Source organism: Flavicella sp., assembly GCF_037132785.1.
GTDB lineage: Bacteria > Bacteroidota > Bacteroidia > Flavobacteriales > Flavobacteriaceae > Flavicella.
The window spans coordinates 1-19,134 of sequence record NZ_JBAHZZ010000016.1 but is presented as its reverse complement, the minus strand read 5'-3'; the positions used below and the strand labels follow the sequence as shown (position 1 = coordinate 19,134).

The following is a 19,134-nucleotide window of genomic DNA, read 5'->3' as shown; positions in this document are numbered from 1 at the left end:
AATCCATTAGATTTAATTGTAAAACAATTAGAACAACGTAAAAAAATTAATTAATTTTGACTGTAAACAATGATAGATATACATCGTTATCATGCAGCTGACACTGTTATTCGATGTATTTTATATACATATAACTAGTTGCCAGTAATTTGAGCGAACGAATACGAATTGAACAATGAACAATGAACAAGGAAAAATGCTACAAATGTGAACGAAAAGCGACTTCAAGAGAGCACGTTCCACCGATTTGCTTATTTCCTGAAATGAAGGACACAAATGGAATTAATTTTAGAAAAGATTTAATTACAGTTCCTTCCTGCGATATTCATAATTCGAAAAAATCAGACGATGACGAATTTCTTTTATTGTCTTTATCAGGTTTAATGAAAAATAATCCTGTTGGAAATTTTCATCAATTGACTAAAGCAAACAGGTCGTTAAAAAGAAAAAATAAGGATTTTATAGAAAAGCAAATTTTGAGAAATCACAAATATGCTAAAATCAAAACCACAGATGGAAAATTTCGACTGGTCTCAATCGGAAATCCGAATTCCGAAAGACTTATTAATTGTTTAGAGCATATCGCTTATGGACTTTTTTATCAAGAGTTTAAAGAAAAATTTGAAGGAGAAACAAAAATGGTATTGGAATTTATTGAGTATGCAGACGAAAATATGCAGACATTCAAAAAGTTTCTTAAAAAGAGTTTTGAGTTAGAAAATGAACTGAATCGAGGAATTAAAGGCGAGAATCCAAAAGTTTTTTACTATCAATTCCTTGACGCAGATAATTTTGGACTGATTGGCTTGCGAATGGTTTTTTATGAAACTGCTGAAACCTATGTATCATTTAAAGGAAAAAATGCGAAAGAACCATTTGACTTGGGAATGAAATTTATGCAAGGTGGATTTAAAACAACATTTGAAGTCGGAGATGAAAAATTTGAATTTAATAAATAAAAAACTATGGATAAAATAATAGAATTCTTTACTGATAAAAGCTTTTTACAAAACATTTTCAGCGCTCTTATTGGAACAGGAACTGCATTATTTGTTTTCTATCTAACTCTCAAGCAAGAAAGAAGAAGAGAAAAGGAAAAATTGCAAAGAGAAACTGATAATAGAATTAGAAATTTCAAAAACTTAATAACTTCTTCCACTAGTCACGCAGAAACAACTATAACTAATTTAGGGGAAATGGTAAATAATTATAATACAAATCTGCTTGATTTTCAATTATTACGATTTTCACCAAATAAAAGTTTTGAAAGATTAGATGAATTACTGAAAAATGAAACTTATTTTCAATCCTTTACCAAAAAATATGGCGAGAAAAATATTGATAACTATAACAGAATTTCTTTGATTATAGACTACTTCAATATGCAACTAAATCAACTTTGGGATATTATTCAAAAAGGACAAAATTTTGACTTTGAGAGAAAAACCAAATTTAAAGATTTGAGTAGTCAAATATTAAATGGAATAGCAAAATTAATTATAAAAGAAGATAGTGGAATTGCTCAAAAAGATAATGAACTTTTAAATCATTTGATTTTAAAATTTCACGAAGGTTTACCTTCCAATAATAATTTGAATTATTTGTATGAATTCAATAGAGCAGTTTTGGAAAATGTTTTGAAAAATTATATTGGAAATTTTTCAGCTATGGAAATCATAGAAAGAATAAGAGACTCGTCTATATTGTTTGATGAAATTCAAAAGCAAAATGGAGCTCATAAAGAAACTTTGGAAGGAATACAAAATGAAATGAGTAATTCATTAGAAAGATATAGAACAGAAGTTAAGAATTTGGAATAAAAAACTACTGGCAACACCGTATATAATTTATTGCTGACTTCTTGCCTACTTACGAAAGTCCTCGCGGACTTTCTTGGTCGGTAATTATTTACTAAATTAGTTGCTTAAAACACGCAACAAACCATATACAACAACGTTAGGTGCAAGCTGAAAAAAAATACCAACCGCACAAAACAAAGAGTGCCGAAAAAGGCACACATTGTTTTTATCCCGCCCAAACCCATTAGAATAAAACGAGAAATATCATTATAAAACAATGAATATTTATTAAGTTTACAGCACAATTAAAACTGGTTTAAAATGAACCGAATAAAAGAAGTTCTAAAAGATAAAGGAATTAGTCAAATTTGGCTTGCTGAAAAAATGGATAAAAGTTATCCTACTATAAATGAATACGCAAGAAATAAAAGACAACCTAGTTTAGAAGATTTATACAAGATTGCTAAAATCTTAAACATTGAAGTAGCTGAACTACTCGTAAAAAATGACGATATATAATGAGTGACGACCAAAAACGAATATTAGAAAATAGCCTTTGGGCAATTGCTAATTTGCTTAGAGGAAAAATGAATCCTGACGATTACAGGGATTACATATTAGGATTTATTTTCTTTAAATACCTTTCTGAAAAGCAAAATATTTACGTAACCGAATTATTGCAAGGAGAAAACGAAACTGATTTTTCTAAAGTTACCGATAACGAAACTTTGGAAGCTTTACGTGAAGAATGTTTAATAAAATTAGGTTATTATTTAGAGCCTAAAGAATTGTTTGACACTATTGCTCTAAAAGGAAATAATAAAACCGAAGGCGAAAGCAATTTTATACTAGATGAATTACAAGCTGTACTTAACCACATTGAGCAAAGTACAATGGGTAATGATTCAGAAGAAGACTTTGCAGCTTTGTTTGAAGATTTAGATTTAACTTCTACCAAATTAGGTAGAACTGTAAGTGCAAGAAATGAAGTGATTGTAAAAATCATAAACGAACTGCATAAAATTGATTTTAAATTGGAGGATTTAGAATCAGACGTTTTGGGAGATGCTTATGAATATTTGATTGGGAAATTTGCAGCGCTTGCAGGCAAGTCTAAAGGCGAGTTTTATACACCAAAACAAGTATCTAAAATACTAGCCAAAATAGTTACACACGGAAAAACAAAATTAAAATCGGTTTACGACCCTACTTGTGGTTCTGGTTCTCTTTTATTGCGTGTAAAAAAAGAAGCAGAAGTAAGTGAGTTTTACGGACAAGAATTGAACCGTACTACATACAACTTAGCACGTATGAATATGATACTGCACGATATTCATTACCGTAAGTTTGATATTAAAAATGAAGACACGCTAGAAAACCCACAGCATTTAGACAAGCGTTTTGAGGCTGTTGTAGCAAATCCGCCATTTTCTGCACATTGGAAAGGAAACAAAAATCCACTTAATAGTACAGACGAGCGTTTTTCTCAATATGGAAAACTTGCTCCAAATACCAAAGCAGATTATGCTTTTGTACAGCATATGTACCACCAATTAGCAGATAACGGTACTATGGCAGTTATTTTACCTCACGGAGTTTTATATAGAGGTAATGCAGAAAACCAAATTAGAAAATATTTAATTGAAGATAAAAACGCCATAGATGCGGTTATAGGTTTACCTGCTAATATTTTTTACGGAACAGGAATACCTACTTGTATTTTGGTGCTAAAAAAATGTAGAAAAGCAGCCGATAATATTGTAATGATAGATGCTAGTGGAGAAGACCATTACATAAAAAACGGTAATAAAAACGAACTAAGAGACACCGAAGAGAAAAGTGATATTAACGATATTGTAAACGCTTATATAAACAGAGTTGAAATTGAAAAATATTGTTCTATAGTTACACTAGATAAAATCAAAGAAAACGAATACAACCTTAATATGCCAAGGTATGTAGATACTTTTGAAGAAGAAGTACTAATAGACTTGCAAGAAGTGAGCGAAAAACTAATTAATATTGATGAAAAATTAGAAATAGCAGATACTGCAATTGCAAAATTTTGTAATGACCTCAAAATCCCTAAACCTTTTTAAATGGAAAACACAAACTTAAAACCAAGTGTTCGTTTTCCTGAATTTACTAAAAATTGGAGAGGAACTAAATTCAAAAATCATTTTGAATTTAAAAACACAAATTCACTTTCAAGAGAAAATTTGAATTATGAATCTGGTGAGGTTAAAAACATACATTATGGAGATATTCACACTAAATTCGATACTCATTTTGATATTAAAAAAGAAGAATTACCTTTTATTAATGATGATGTTGATATCAGTAGAATTGATGATGAAAATTATGTGCTAAATGGTGATTTGGTAATGGCTGATGCTTCTGAAGACTATGCAGACATTGGTAAAACCATTGAAATCACAAACACTAATAACGAAAAAATTCTTGCAGGTTTACACACTTTCTTAGCTCGTAAAACTGACGAAACATTAGCAAAAGGTTTCTTTGGACACCTTTTAACAACCTATAAGGCAAGAATAGAATTAATGACTATTGCTCAAGGCACAAAAGTTTTAGGTTTATCAAAAGGGAGAGTTGAAAAGATAGACTTATTTATTCCAAAGCCTGCCGAACAACAAAAAATAGCCAATTTCCTTACCAAAGTAGATAGCCATATTACTTTATTAAAAGAAAAAAAAGAAGCCTTAGTTGAGTACAAAAAAGGTGTATTACAAAAAATATTTAACCAAGACATTCGCTTTAAAGATGACAATGGAAATGATTTTCCTGATTGGGAAGAGAAGAAGTTGGGTACAATCGGAAAGTTTCAAACTAGTAGTGTAGATAAACTAACGATAGAAGGTGAAAAAAAAATATTTCTAGTAAATTATATGAATGTATATAATCACGAAGAAATAAATAATCAAACTGTTAAAGTGTATCAAGTTGTAAGTGCAAAAGATTCTCAAATAGAATCTTCAAATTTAAAAAAAGGCGATATACTTTTTACTCCAAGTTCAGAAACAGCTTCCGATATTGGTCATTCTGTTGTAATATTTGAAGACATAGAAAATGCTGTTTATAGTTATCATTTAATGAGATTTAGACCTAACGTAGATTTAGATTTAAAATATTCTCATTATTTTTGTAATAATTCAAGTGTACTAAAACAAATGACACGGTTTTCTACAGGAAGCACTAGATATACTATTTCAGTAGGTAACTTCTCAAAAGTTAATGTTTCCATACCTACAAAACTTGAGCAAACTAAAATAGCTAATTATTTAACAGTTCTTGATGATAAAATTGATGCTTTAGAACAAAAAATTGATGCTAGTGTAGATTTCAAAAAAGGTTTACTCCAAAAAATGTTTGTGTAATATGGATTTAACAAAAATAAATAACGAAATACAAAGCAACTTTGAAATTTATTTAGTAGATTTTTTAGATACTAAAAAATACTACTATTGGACACTTAACTATTTTAAATCTGTAGCAGGTTTATCATTTCAGTATTATTTTTTAGCTGATGCTATAAAAAAAGAGATTAATCTAAAAGGAGAGAACTACTTTGCTGAATCTAAAATTAATTTTAGCATTAATAAAAATTCGCATAGAAATGATTTAACCATAAAAAACATTATCACTTTTTTTGAAGACCACAAAGAAGATGGGCAAACTAAAAGATACGAATACATAAAAGAATATGTTCTTTGGCAGTTACTTGTTCAACTAAACAAGGAAGAGCTAAACCAGAAAATTGAATTACAAAAAAACAATTTTTTATTTACCTATTTGCAATACCTTACAAAAAACAAAGCTGCTACTAGAAGACCTAATTTTCTTGCTTATTCAAAAACAGAGTTTGGTAAAAACCTACTGCTAGAATTAAATGATTTGATAAAAGAAAAAGAAAATCCAAATCAAGAACTACAAAACAAAGTTGAAAAACTTTTTATCTCTAAAGAATATGACGAACGCATTCATTTTGTATTTACTAAAACAGGCAAAGAAGACAAAGAAGAATTACGTGAGTTATTAGATGTTTTAAGCAAAGGAAGCGTAAATAACTATTACAGAGGTCAGGCAGATGCTACTTGGCTGTTAGACTCTAGTCTTACAAGAGAAGAAAAATATGAAGAAAATGAAGCAAGAATGTATTATGATATTCTTTCGCTTAAACCAGAAGCTTTTGCAAACGACCATAATATTTATGACCGTTTAATAACAATGCAACATTTTGGTATGCCTACAAGGTTGTTAGATATTACTCGTAATCCTTTAGTTTCCATATTTTTTGCTTGTAATAATTTAGAGCGAGCAAATGCAGATGGTTTAGTATATGCTTTTGTACCAAATGCAACTAATTTTTTAACCTTTGATGATGAAAGACTAAAATGCCTGACCAATAGCATTGTATCACAAAACAAGGACATTCATAAAATAAATTGCGACTTATCCCCTTCTGAAAAAGAAGATTGTTTCAAACAAAATTGGTTTGTTCAAGGTATTGCGAAAAATCAACGAATAAACAACCAAAGTGGTCATTTTGTATTTGTAAGTAGTCAAGAATCAAGGAAAGAATTAAATAGCTTACCTACTAAAATTGTAATTATTGATGCCAATTCTAAAAAAGTATTATTAGAACAATTAGAGTCTTTAAATATTCATAGTGGCTCAGTTTATCCAGACCTTAGCCATATGAGTAGTTATATTAGAGAACGTTACAAGGACGAAACATACATTGCAAGTATTTCGCACAGACCAATTCCTACTTCAATTGATAGCAAAAGCACAGTTAAAAAATCAGAAGACACTACACCAAAAGTTTTAAGCACCAAATTTGATGAAACAACCTTTTGGACAAAAGAAAGAAATAGTAAACTCAAAGTTTTTGTAAAAGAAGAAAAGTTGAAATCGGTTGAATTAAAAAGTGTAATCAACACTTATTTGTTTGATGAAAAACCACCTTTACCAGATAGCGTTATTTCAACATTAAAAAGCAAACCAAGTTTAAAAAACCGAAGAACTATTGCAGAAGAAACAACCAAAAAAATTATAGAATTTGCTAAATCTTTAAATAACTAATGACCACTCAACCAGAACAACTATTAGAAAACAACTTAGTGAGCCAATTAGAACAGTTGGGTTATGAAAAGGTGGTAATTAAAGATGAAGCAGATTTATTATGTAATCTAAAATCTCAGATAGAAAAGCACAATAAAATTATCTTATCAGATAATGATTTTAAACAAGTTTTAAATTACATAAACAAAGGTTCTATTTTTGAAAGAGCTAAAAAATTGCGTGATAGAGTTCCGTTTACAAATGACAAAGGCGAAAACAAAACCATAGAACTCATTAACCAATTGCATTGGTGTAAAAACGAATTTCAAGTTACCCAACAAGTAACTATGGAAGGCAAATACAAAAACCGTTATGATGTTACCATTCTAATAAACGGTTTGCCATTGGTACAAATAGAACTAAAACGTAGAGGCTTAGAGCTAAAAGAAGCTTTTAATCAAATAAACAGATACGAACGTCATAGTTTTGGTGCAGGAGCTGGCTTGTTTCAGTTTGTACAAATATTTGTAATTAGCAATGGTGTAAACACAAAATACTATGCCAACAGTCCAATAAAAGCACGTAGTTTTAAACAAACGTTTTTCTGGAGCGACACCAGTAATAAATTGGTTACTCAACTATCAAAATTTACAGACCAATTTTTAGAGCCTTGTCATATTTCTAAAATGATTACTCGATATGTTGTTTTAAATGAATCAGGTAAAATACTAATGGTACTACGCCCTTATCAATATTTTGCGGTAGAAGCCATTATTGATAGAGTAAAAAACACCACAAAAAACGGCTTTATTTGGCACACCACAGGCTCAGGTAAAACCTTAACCAGTTTTAAAGCAAGTCAAATATTAACACATATGCCTAAAGTGCATAAGGTGATTTTTGTAGTAGATAGAAAAGATTTGGATTACCAAACTACAAAAGAATTCAATAGTTTTAGTAAAGGGAGTATTGACGGAACAAGTAATACCAAAGCATTGGTTCAGCAATTGGCAGGTGATAATAAATTGATTGTTACAACCATTCAAAAACTAAATACAGCCATAAGTAAAACCAAGTATTTAAATCAAATAGAAGATTTAAAAAACAAACGTGTGATTTTTATATTTGACGAATGCCACAGAAGTCAGTTTGGAAAAACACACGAAGACATTAAAAATTTCTTTCAAGAAAGTCAAATGTTCGGTTTTACAGGAACACCTATTTTTGAAAAAAATGCAGGAAAAAACGAATTTGGTAAACGCACAACAGCAATGTTATTTGGTGGAGAAAAAGCTTTGCATAAATATGTAATTACAGATGCCATACGAGATGAAAATGTATTGAAATTTTCAATTGAATACATAAATACATTTAAGAAGAAAGAACACATTTTAGATATTGATGTAGAAGCAATAGACGAAAAGGAAGTAATGGAAGCACCTGAACGACTAGATGCTATTACAGAGTATATAATTACAAATCACAGCCGTAAAACACACAATAAAGAGTTTACAGCTATAATGTGTGTAAGCAATGTAGAAACGCTTATTAAATATTACAAGCTATTTAAATCGAAAGAGCATAATTTAAAAGTGGCAACTATATTTTCTTATCAAACGAATGAAGAAGATAAGGATGCATTAGGTTTTACAACTTCCGAATTTGATGAAGTAGACTTGAATGTTGTTGCTGAACCAAAAGCTGAATATAATTCTAAACACACAAGAGAACATTTAGATAGTTTTATTGCCGATTACAACAAAACATTTGGTACAAACTACTCTACCAAAGACACGCAAAGTTATTATAATTATTACAATGATATTGCTAAAAGAGTAAAACACAGGCAAGTTGATATTCTATTAGTAGTCAATATGTTTTTAACAGGTTTTGATAGTAAAACATTAAACACTATTTATGTAGATAAAAACCTTAGATACCACGGTTTAATTCAGGCTTTTTCAAGAACAAACAGAATTCTAAATGAAGTGAAATCGCAAGGAAATGTGGTTTGTTTTAGAAACTTAAAACAGCATACAGATGATGCTATTGCTTTATTCTCAAACATAGAATCTAAGGACGAAATAATTATAGAGCCTTATGAAGATTATGTTAGTAAAATGAATGATGCTTTTATCCAATTACTGCAAGTTGCACCAACGGTAGATAGTGTTTCTAATTTAGAAAGTGAAGAAGATGAATTGGCTTTTGCTAAAGCGTTTAGAGAATTAATGAGAACACTTAATGTTTTAAAAACATTTACTGAGTTCACTTTTGATGATATTAGTATAAATGAACAAACTTTTGAAGATTATAAAAGCAAATATTTAGATTTAAGAGATAAAGTAAAAAGAGAAAATGCAGTTGATAAAGTTTCTATTTTAAATGATATAGATTTTGAATTAGAACTTATTCATAGAGACGAAATAAACGTTACCTACATTTTAAAATTACTGGCAAATCTTAAAAATTTAGTATCTGTTGAGGAACAAGAAAAACAACTGAAAAACATAATGGATATTGTGGCTGGAGATACACAGCTAAGAAGTAAACGTGAGTTAATTGAAAAATTCATAAATGAACATTTACCAATAATTGAGGATTCTGAAGATATTCCAGATGAATTTGTGAAGTTTATGACAACTGAAAAATTAGAAGCCATAAAATCATTGAGTAAAGAAGAGAACTTGGATTCTGACAAACTAGAAAAAGTAATTGGCGATTATATGTTTACAGAGAAAATCCCATTACGTGACGACATAATAGACACAATGAATACTCGTCCAAGTTTGAAAGAAAGAAAATCCAAAGCGGAGCGAATTACTAACAAAATACTGGAATTTGTGGAAACATTTATTAGCGGAATTATGACGGAATAGCCAACGCAAGTTCAAGCACATTTAAAGTTTGCTCGTGCCTCACAAATTTAAAAGAGCTTTCACGCCAACGCTAGCCACTTACGGAAAGAAAAGCCAGACACCTAACAATGTATAAAAAACATAGGGCGGTTTGTGCTAAACTCAAAGGTCTGTGCATATTAACAAAGTCCGCTAAATATAAAATTTGGCATTTAGGAGAAAAATAAAAGCAAAATATTTATATTTAGCTAAGTAATAAACCGAAATGAAGTGCAAATTAACTGCCCAACGTTTCTTATACTAACCGTTACCAACAAGCGAAAAAAAAATCCAGCCGCATATTTTACACATTTATTTTTTGCCAACGCTAAACTCCAACGTTAAAAAAATAAAAGAGTAAAATTTCCCACCCAAAACCTTAGCAATTCAAAAAAAACATTTACTTTTGGACAATATTAGTCTAAAATAATTTTGTCCAATGAAATCATTAGGGAATATTTTAAAAGTTGCACGAGAAGAAAAAGAAATGATTCTGAGAAAAGTATCAGCAGAAGTTGATATTGATCAATCTTTGATAAGCAAATTCGAAAAAAACGAAAGAAAACCTACCAAGGAACAACTACTTAGACTTGCGAAATTCTACAATCTCTCAGAACAGGAATTAATCATAAATTGGTATTCTGAAAAAATAGCAGATGATTTAAAATACACACAAGAAACAACTGAAATTTTAAGAGTTGCGGAAGAAAAAATTAATTATTATAAATCACAAGAAAATGGCAAATAACAAAATAAAAGTAGCAGAATTATTTGCAGGTGTTGGAGGTTTTCGTCTTGGACTTGAAAAATATAATAATTACGATATTGTTTGGAGTAACCAATGGGAACCTTCAACAAAAGTACAACACGCATCAATGGTTTACGAAAAACAATTTGGAAAAGAAAACCATTCAAATGAAGATTTAAATGAAGTTGTCACAAGGAATATTGAGGAAATTCCAGATCACGATTTATTGGTTGGTGGTTTTCCTTGTCAAGATTATTCTGTTGCGACAACATTACATAACTCGAAAGGATTAAAAGGAAAAAAAGGTGTTCTTTGGTGGTCAATTCACAAAATTTTAGAAGATAAAAAAAACAAACCAAAATATTTGTTTTTAGAAAATGTAGATAGACTTTTGAAATCTCCAGCATCACAAAGAGGTCGTGATTTTGCAGTAATGTTGAAGAGTTTAAATGATTTAGGTTATGCTGTAGAATGGCGAGTTGTAAATGCTGGAGAATATGGTATGCCTCAAAGAAGAAGAAGAACTTTTATAATTGGATATCATAAATCAACTGAAGTATATAAAAGAATATCAAAATCTAAAAAAACTGATTGGCTTCAAGAAAAAGGAACAATTGCAAATGCTTTCCCTTTAGAAAAAATAAATAAACTTCAAGAATTTGAAATCAAAGGAAGTTTAGAGGAGATTAATTGTTTGGGCGTTTCCCAAAATGGTCGGGCTTTCCGCACTCACTCTTTTTTTGAAGAAAAATCAAAAAAAGGAGTTCAAACAATTGCTTCAATCCCTAACGCAGCATAGCTCTAAAACAAAAATATGAATACACCTGAAATATTGAGCATTTTAAAATGTAATTCTGAAATAGGTTTACAACTAACTAAAAGAAATGGCTTATTGAATTCTACTTGGTTAATTTATTTAAAAAATGGTTTTTATTATTACTTTGATATTTCAGAAAAAATCAGCTTTGATGAAAATCATAAATATTCAGAGGAACAATTTTTAAAGCAATTCAAAAATTCATATTTTGAAATTGATTGTGAATGCAATTAATTATAAATTAATCTGATATTGAATACGCTTATTTCTAATTATTTTGTCGAGTTCTTCTATACTTAATAAAACAAATGAAGGTGCTTTTTCATTTAAAGTCACAAAGCAAAATAAAAATTTATCTTTAAGTATCTTTCCAAAGTTGAACTCGTTTTCAGTTGCACCAAAAAAGAAACCTTTTGGATTTTCAGGTAAATATTTTTTTGTGGTTTTTAATTCTACAAAGATTATATCTTCTAAATAAGTTTTCAAAAAATCTGAATCTATTGTTTTTCCAACCATTTTAGGAACATAAATTAAATCAAAAGATTGTAAATATCTTCTTTCAATTTTTAATAAATCCAGTAATTCTTTTTTAGTATCTAAATCAATTTTAAAAAAACCTGTATGATTATCTAAAAGAAAAAGAACACCTTCTTTTTCCGTAATATTATTTGACAATGTCAAAGTAAATGAATGTTTTCTTGACATTATTTTTGATTTTTAGTTTCGTATTTCCTGAAAGAGTTTAAGGTTTTGTAATCAAGTAATTCTGAAAGGCTTAATTCAAATACTTTGGCGAAAACAGCCATATTTGTAAGCGAGATATTTCGTTCACCTCTTTCAATCATTCCAATATATGTTCTATGAAAACCAGTAGAAAAAGACAATGCTTCTTGACTAATATTCTTGGCTTCTCTCAACTCTCTAATTTTCAAGCCAAACTGCTTAATTAAATGCTTATTTACCATTTTGTAAAACTATACAGATTGTATGTTTTGGTCAACCGACAATATGTAGCATATTTAACAATTCTATTTGTAAGTAAAGTTTTGCGTTAGGGATTGTAGAGGAAATCCTTTTTTTGATTTTTCTTCAAAAAAAGATTGGAACGGAAAGCCCGACCTTTAGGTAACGCCCAAATAAATTGAAAATCACGGATATAAAGGAAAAGGGAATTTCGGACAAATACTTGAAAAATTCTATTTCGGCTACGAACCTAACTCTAAAGCGGAAGCCGATTTTGTTCAAGTAGGAATGGAATTAAAATCAACTCCATTAAAGACTTTAAAAAATGGAGATTATCGTTCAAAAGAAAGGCTTGTTTTAAATATAATCAATTATTTAGAAGTTCACAAAGAGAATTTTGAAGAAAGTTCTTTTTGGAAAAAGAACGCTCACTTATTATTGATTTTCTATTTACACGACAAAGAAAAAGATATACTTGATTATCTTATTAAACTTGTTGATGATTGGGAATATCCTAATCAAGATTTATTAATCATAAAAAGAGATTGGGAAACAATAAATCAAAAAATAAAGGAAGGAAAAGCACACGAATTATCAGAAGGAGATACGTTTTATTTAGGTGCTTGCACTAAAGGTTCAACCGCAGAAAAATCATTACGAAATCAACCTTTTAATGAAGTTAAAGCAAAACAGAGAGCGTATTCTTTAAAACAAGGTTATGTAAACCACATAATTGCAAATATTGCGCAAGAAGAACAAGCCGTTTATGGTAAAATAATTGAAAGTACTGAGGTTTTAGAAAATAACATTTCTATCGAAGATCTTGTTATTTCAAAACTTGTTCCATTTTACGGAAATTTTGCAAGAGAAATTGAAAATAATTTAAACCTTGAATTAAAAAAATCTTATCAATATTTTCCATCTTTGGCAAAAGCAGTTCTTGGTGTTGAAATAGATAAAGAAATTGAAGAGTTTAAAAAAGCGGATATTGAAATAAAAGCAATTAGAGTTGAAGAAAATAATTCTATTGTACAATCTATTTCCTTTCCTGCATTTAAATTTGAACAAATTTATGAAGAAAGTTGGAGGAAGTCAGAACTAAAAGATTTAACCGAGAAGAAATTCTTATTTGTTTTTTTTAAGAAAAATAATGGAGAATACTTTCTTGATAAAGCGCAGTTTTGGAATATGCCTTTCAAAGATAGAAATGAGGTTAGAAGAATCTGGTTAAAAACAAAAAAAACAATTCAAACAGGATCTATTTTTAAAGACTATGCTCTTGATAAAAAAGGAAATATTAGATATTCTAAAAAGGGAAATCCCATTAGGAAAAATAACTTGCCAAAATTAAAGGATAGTAATGTTTGTCACGTTAGACCTCACGGATCTGACTCTACATTTACTTATCCTTTACCTATCCAAGATAAAAAACTTAAAACAATGGAATATAGCAAGCAATGTTTTTGGTTTAATGCGAATTATGTGAGAGATGAGATATATCTGAAATAGCCAACGCATAAAGCCATACACATTTGCAATCGCTACAGCCAGCGCTCAAGCCAAAATTGCAAAAGAGTATGTCTTTGCAAACGCTATCAGCAAAACGGAAAAAAGCCAGTTGGTAACAATGTATAAAAAACATAGGGTGTTTGTGTTAACTCCAAAGTTTAGTACATTTTAACAGAGTCCGCCAAATATAAAATTTGGCATTTAAAAGAAAAAATAAAAGCAAAATATTTATATTTGGCTAAGTAATAAACCGAAACGAAAGTGCTTATTTATTGCCCTACGTTTCTTATACTAACCGTTAGGTGCAAGCTGAAAAAAAATCCCACCGCACGGTCAAGCACATTTCATTTTGCTCGTGCCTCACAAAAGAAAAAGAGCTTGCCCTTACCCACCGCCACCCAAATAAAATAATCCAAATACTCTATTTGATATTCATTATTATTTGTTAATTTTGGACAATTATTGTCCTGAACATAATTTCAGGAAAAATATTGGGAAAATGAATACAAAACAATCATTTGGAGAGTACTTACGAAAACTGAGAGAAGAAAACAATCTTCCAATACGAAAAGTTGCGTCAAAACTTGACATAGACCCCTCTACTCTAGGTAAAATTGAACGCGGGGAAAGAAGTGCCAATAAAGAAATGATTCCGATACTTTCAACCTTATTTGGAATTGAAGAGAAAACTTTAGGACTAATTCTTTTTAGCGACAAAGTCGCTTATCAAATTATAGGAGAAGAAAACACCAACGAAATCTTAAAAGTAGCTGAAGAAAAAATTCAGTATTTAAAGAATCTAAACCTTAAACAAGGAAAAATAAATTTTTAAAATTAGAATGAAAGAAAAATATACAGTTATTGACCTTTTTTGTGGATGTGGTGGACTCTCTTCTGGTTTCAATAAAGCAGATTACGACATTACATTAGGTATAGACCATTGGAAAGATGCAATAACCACTTTTAATCACAATCACGAAAAACCAGTAGGAATTGTTGCTGACTTATTTAAAGAAACTCCAAAAACTATAAGTGAGAAAACAGGAGTACTAAAAGCTGATATTATCATTGGAGGACCTCCTTGCCAAGGTTTTTCCATAGCAGGTAAAAGAGTAATAGATGACGAGAGAAATCAATTATATAAATCATTTGTTTCATTTGTACAGTTCTACAAACCAAAAGTATTTTTAATGGAAAACGTTCCTAACATTATTTCAATGGGCGGAGGTGTCGTTAAAGACGCTATAATTGAAGATTTTGAAAAACTAGGATATAATGTAGTTTACAAAATTTTATTAGCTTCTGACTACGGAGTTCCTCAAAATAGAAGAAGAGCTTTTTTTGTTGGCATAAAAGGTAATATAGAATTTATTTTTCCAAAACCAACATTCGATAAACATATTGTTTCTCAAGAAGCTATTTCTGATTTACCTGAAGACTCTTTGGCTGACGGAACGAACTATCCAATAAAACCAAAATCAGATTACCAAAAAATTATCAGAAATGGTTCAAAAGGAATTTACAATCACGAAATTACAAATCATAAAGAGCAAACTATTGAAATAATTTCAATGGTTCCTGATGGAGGTAATTATAAAAATTTACCAAAAGAACTTCACGAAACTAGAAAAGTTAATATTGCTTGGACAAGACTTAACAGCCAAAAGCCTAGTTTTACTATTGATACAGGTCATAGACATCATTTTCATTATAAATTCAATAGAGTACCAACTGTAAGAGAAAGTGCAAGAATTCAATCTTTCCCTGACAGTTTCATTTTTCAATGCAGTAAAACAAGTCAATATAAACAAGTTGGTAATGCTGTTCCACCTGTTTTAGCCAAAGTCCTAGCTGAATCAATTAAAAGTTATTTATGAGTAATGTAAAAACATATCAAATTCCTGATGAATATTTTTTCAGACTTCATCACGTAAGACCTCGTTTTAAAAATGATGTTGAAGAAGTACTTCTTTATGTTTCAACTTCTATTTCTGAAATGGAAACATTACCCAAAAAAAAGTTCAGAGAAAATTTGAACCAAGTTTTATTTGGCTTTAAAAAGAATGCTTCATCTACACAAAAAACTATTGATAATTGGAGAACAGAAATTTCGGCTTTATTTGCATTTATTCAAGAAAAAGATGATTTAACAAAACCAAGTTTAAGTGCTGTTCGATTATCCAATAATCAATATTTAGATGAATTTTTCAACTATTTTTTACATTCATTTCAATATCCAGGTGGGCATATAAAATCTCAAAATGTAATCAAACAAATTGAGGCTAAAGTAAAATTTAAACCTTGTGATTTTATTTTACAATTGCTGATAGAAGGTGAAAAAATAACTGGAAAACCATTTAGCTTTACCGCAGAAGAGTTAACACAATGTGCATATTTTGACCTAAGAGTAACAAGAGATGGTAGGCATCCGAAAGAAGTTGCTATAATGATGGTTAAACATAGGTCTGATAAAGTATCTTATAATCATAAATATGAACAACTAAAAAATTCAAAAACTGGTGAATATCCATCAAAAGGGGACTTACATAGATATGCAGGAGATATTTTAGATTATATGGTTCTGGCTAATTTATTGGACGATAAAGGAACAGGTTATTATTACTACTTAAATGATGAAAACAAGAACACTATTAATTATCATTTAAATAATTTTAAATGGTATTCAGGTTATGATAAATTTTATACCGAAAAAGAAATTACAAATCCAGAAATAGCTAAAATGGAAGAGAATTGGTTCTCTTATGTCAATAGTTTCAATAATATAGAAGCTTTTGCTCCTTCATTGAGTCCTTCTGAGTCAGAAAATATTTCGAATATAATACAAGAGTATTACTCACGAATTAAAGGTGATAGAAAAGTTCCTACAAAAATCATTGGCGATTATGGAGAGAGCTTAATACTTGCTCACGAATATTTAAGAACGAAAGAAACAAAACGTCAACACTTAATAAACAAAATCCCTACTCCATTAGGGGTTGGTTATGATATTCAAAGTATTGAAATCGAGAAAAGAAAAAGATATATTGAAGTTAAAACAACGAAATCTCGTAAGGCTTTAAAAAACAATAGATTTAAACTAACACCAAACGAATGGGATACAGCTGATACAATAGGTGATAACTATTTCATTTATTATTTAGTTGCAAACGATAGCGGTAAGAATGTTTTTATCATACAGAATCCTGTTAAACAATATAAGCAGGGTAATATTAAAGTAGACAAAAATTTAGTTGTACAATTTTCACAAAAAGCAGGGCAATGGCAAACATTATTAGAAATACAAAACTAAAAACAATCTCTTTATTTAGTGGTTGTGGCGGTATGGATTTAGGTATTCAAGGAAACTTCAAGTTTCTCAATAAAACCTATAAACCTTTACCTTTTGAAGTTGTTTATGCTGTAGATAACGACCCGTATGCTACAAAAATATACAATGCCAACTTTAAGCATCAATGTGAAACTAAAGATGTACGTGATATGGAAATTGAAAAGCTTCCAGAACACGATATTCTTTTAGGTGGTTTCCCTTGCCAATCTTTTTCCATTAGTGCCCAAAACCCTCCGAGACTTGGATTTAAAGATGATAGAGGAAAACTATTTTTTGAAATGGTTAAAGTATTAAAAGAAAAACAACCAAGATTTTTTATAGCAGAAAATGTTAAAGGTTTACTATCTGCAAATAAGAAAAAGGCTTTTCCTATGATTGTAAAAGAATTTGAACAAGCAGGTTATTATGTTAAACATCAATTATTTAATTCTTCTGAATATGGAATACCTCAAAAACGTGAACGTATTTTTATTATTGGGTTTAAAAACTATAATGATTTTGTCAATTTCGAATTCCCTAAACCCACAACATTAAATGGCTCCAAGGTTAAATTAAAAGAAGTTATTGACTTAAAAGCAAACAATGATGACAAGTGGTTTTTTAGTGAAAGAGCTGTTCAAGGAATGATGAGAGTTAGAGAAAAAATGAACAAAGGTCGAGACCAAGACCCTGAAAAACCCTGTAATACAATTAGTTCACATCTATCAAAGGTTAGTTTAAATAGTACTGACCCTGTTTTAAAAATAGATGGTAGATACAGAAGATTTACTCCAAGAGAAGCATCAAATATTCAATCATTTCCTGAAAATTTTATTCTAGATTCAGTTTCTGACAATAGACAATATAGAGCAATTGGAAACGCAGTACCTCCTGTTTTAATGTGGCATATTTCTAATTCGTTAAATAATTTGATAAAGAAAAATTATAACATTGAAAAAGCCAACGCTAAAAGCCATACACATTTACAATTGGCTAAAGCCAACGCTACACCCAAAATTGTAAAAGAGTATGTCTCTGCCAACGCTAGCAAGTTTGTGGAAAAAAGCCAGACACCTAACAATGTATAAAAAACATAGGGCGGTTTGTGCTAAACTTAAAGGTCTGTGCATATTAACAAAGTCCGCTAAATATAAAATTTGGCGTTTATAGTAAAAAAGATAAAAGCAAAATATTTATATTTAGCTAAGTAATAAACCGAAACGAAAGTGCTTATCACCTGCCCTACGTTTCTTATACTTAACGTTAGCCACAATACGAAAAAAAATACTGAATGAGTAAAATAAATTTTGATGTTAGAGATAATTACGAGTATTTACAAGAGTTATCTTACGAGAAAAAAAACCTCAATACTAATCCAATTGTTTTACAACCAAAAAGAAACAATGGTGATTGGTTAAAACAGTCAACAAAAATTGACCATTCTACAATCAATGAAAACATTACTCTAATTGTCGAAAAAAAAATATCATTATATAAATATGGTATTAAATTACATTGTCCAGATTTCACAGAAAAACCATACTTTCGATTTGATTCAGATGGACCTGCGCACAGAAATAAAACAGAGTTACCATTGTCTGAGCAAAAAATCACAACCCCACATTTTAATACGTATGATGAAAAAGGACAAGAGTTCGCTTACAAAAGTGACGCTCTAAAAAACGAAAAAGATGCCAAAGCAATTGTAGAAAATTTAGATTTTGGAATAAGTCATTTTTTTCAAGAAACTAATATCAAAACAAAAGGAAAACAAGAATTCCCTGAAATAAAAGTTCTGAGTTATACGCCTAGTGTCTGTTTTATGTTTTTTTGATATTTAGGTTTTTGTAGTATTAACCTCGCATCTATATATCGTTAGTTTTACGCAGCATATTTTATGTTGTGATGTTTAAAATATTTGACTACCCTTTTGCAGTCATTTTGAAGTGTTTTCATGTGATTTTCTGAATTTTCCTTCATCTTTTCTTGTG

At 29.8% G+C, this 19,134-nt stretch carries 18 protein-coding genes; 16 read left to right on the top strand and 2 right to left on the bottom strand.

Annotation, left to right across the window (positions count from 1 at the left end):
* Positions 1–182 precede the first annotated feature (182 nt).
* From V5787_RS01180 to V5787_RS01135, 10 genes are all read left to right on the top strand, one after another.
* On the top strand, positions 183–959 hold the full coding sequence (locus tag V5787_RS01180; RefSeq protein ID WP_336891461.1) for a hypothetical protein: 777 nt from the start codon (positions 183–185) through the stop codon (positions 957–959).
* A gap of 6 nt (positions 960–965) precedes the next feature.
* On the top strand, positions 966–1,820 hold the full coding sequence (locus tag V5787_RS01175) for a hypothetical protein (protein WP_336891460.1): 855 nt from the start codon (positions 966–968) through the stop codon (positions 1,818–1,820).
* 300 nt (positions 1,821–2,120) lie between these two features.
* Positions 2,121–2,318: a helix-turn-helix transcriptional regulator gene (locus V5787_RS01170; protein WP_336891459.1), complete on the top strand. Its 198-nt coding sequence runs from the start codon at positions 2,121–2,123 to the stop codon at positions 2,316–2,318.
* Positions 2,318–3,898, top strand: a complete 1,581-nt coding sequence (locus V5787_RS01165; RefSeq protein ID WP_336891458.1) for a type I restriction-modification system subunit M — start codon at positions 2,318–2,320, stop codon at positions 3,896–3,898. Before V5787_RS01170 ends, V5787_RS01165 begins: the two co-directional genes overlap by 1 nt.
* A complete protein-coding gene (locus V5787_RS01160) occupies positions 3,899–5,194 on the top strand; it encodes a restriction endonuclease subunit S (RefSeq protein WP_336891457.1) in 1,296 nt (431 codons plus the stop codon).
* A gap of 1 nt (position 5,195) precedes the next feature.
* Positions 5,196–6,902 (top strand): FRG domain-containing protein, encoded by a 1,707-nt coding sequence (locus V5787_RS01155; RefSeq protein ID WP_336891456.1) that lies wholly within the window; start codon positions 5,196–5,198, stop codon positions 6,900–6,902.
* Positions 6,902–9,760: a type I restriction endonuclease subunit R gene (locus V5787_RS01150; RefSeq protein ID WP_336891455.1), complete on the top strand. Its 2,859-nt coding sequence runs from the start codon at positions 6,902–6,904 to the stop codon at positions 9,758–9,760. Before V5787_RS01155 ends, V5787_RS01150 begins: the two co-directional genes overlap by 1 nt.
* Positions 9,761–10,217: 457 nt before the next feature.
* Positions 10,218–10,526 (top strand): helix-turn-helix transcriptional regulator, encoded by a 309-nt coding sequence (locus V5787_RS01145; protein WP_336891454.1) that lies wholly within the window; start codon positions 10,218–10,220, stop codon positions 10,524–10,526.
* Positions 10,516–11,325, top strand: coding sequence for a DNA (cytosine-5-)-methyltransferase (gene dcm / locus V5787_RS01140; RefSeq protein WP_336891453.1), 810 nt, complete (start codon positions 10,516–10,518; stop codon positions 11,323–11,325). Before V5787_RS01145 ends, dcm begins: the two co-directional genes overlap by 11 nt.
* A 15-nt stretch (positions 11,326–11,340) precedes the next feature.
* Positions 11,341–11,577 carry a hypothetical protein gene (locus tag V5787_RS01135; protein ID WP_336891452.1) on the top strand — a complete coding sequence of 79 codons (237 nt, stop codon included), beginning with the start codon at positions 11,341–11,343 and terminating at the stop codon, positions 11,575–11,577.
* Here V5787_RS01135 and V5787_RS01130 read toward each other — a convergent pair whose 3' ends face one another.
* Entirely contained in the window at positions 11,578–12,048 is a 471-nt protein-coding gene (locus V5787_RS01130) for a hypothetical protein (RefSeq protein ID WP_336891451.1), read from the bottom strand. It abuts the gene before it with no gap.
* The gene (locus tag V5787_RS01125; RefSeq protein WP_336891450.1) at positions 12,048–12,308 is read right to left on the bottom strand and encodes a helix-turn-helix transcriptional regulator; all 261 of its coding nucleotides are present in this window, start codon (positions 12,306–12,308) and stop codon (positions 12,048–12,050) included. The genes V5787_RS01130 and V5787_RS01125 overlap by 1 nt, the downstream gene beginning before the upstream one ends.
* 175 nt (positions 12,309–12,483) lie before the next feature.
* On the opposite strand from V5787_RS01125, the gene V5787_RS01120 reads away from it, so the two are divergent.
* From V5787_RS01120 to V5787_RS01095, 6 genes are all read left to right on the top strand, one after another.
* A complete protein-coding gene (locus V5787_RS01120) occupies positions 12,484–13,815 on the top strand; it encodes a Sau3AI family type II restriction endonuclease (RefSeq protein ID WP_336891462.1) in 1,332 nt (443 codons plus the stop codon).
* A 499-nt stretch (positions 13,816–14,314) separates the two neighbouring features.
* Positions 14,315–14,647, top strand: coding sequence for a helix-turn-helix transcriptional regulator (locus V5787_RS01115; protein ID WP_336891449.1), 333 nt, complete (start codon positions 14,315–14,317; stop codon positions 14,645–14,647).
* Positions 14,648–14,654: 7 nt separating this feature from the next.
* On the top strand, positions 14,655–15,692 hold the full coding sequence (locus V5787_RS01110; protein ID WP_336891448.1) for a DNA cytosine methyltransferase: 1,038 nt from the start codon (positions 14,655–14,657) through the stop codon (positions 15,690–15,692).
* Entirely contained in the window at positions 15,689–17,125 is a 1,437-nt protein-coding gene (locus V5787_RS01105) for a DUF3883 domain-containing protein (RefSeq protein WP_336891447.1), read from the top strand. Before V5787_RS01110 ends, V5787_RS01105 begins: the two co-directional genes overlap by 4 nt.
* Positions 17,095–18,231, top strand: coding sequence for a DNA cytosine methyltransferase (locus V5787_RS01100; protein WP_336891446.1), 1,137 nt, complete (start codon positions 17,095–17,097; stop codon positions 18,229–18,231). The genes V5787_RS01105 and V5787_RS01100 overlap by 31 nt, the downstream gene beginning before the upstream one ends.
* 203 nt (positions 18,232–18,434) lie before the next feature.
* Positions 18,435–18,977 (top strand): hypothetical protein, encoded by a 543-nt coding sequence (locus tag V5787_RS01095; RefSeq protein WP_336891445.1) that lies wholly within the window; start codon positions 18,435–18,437, stop codon positions 18,975–18,977.
* Positions 18,978–19,134 lie beyond the last annotated feature (157 nt).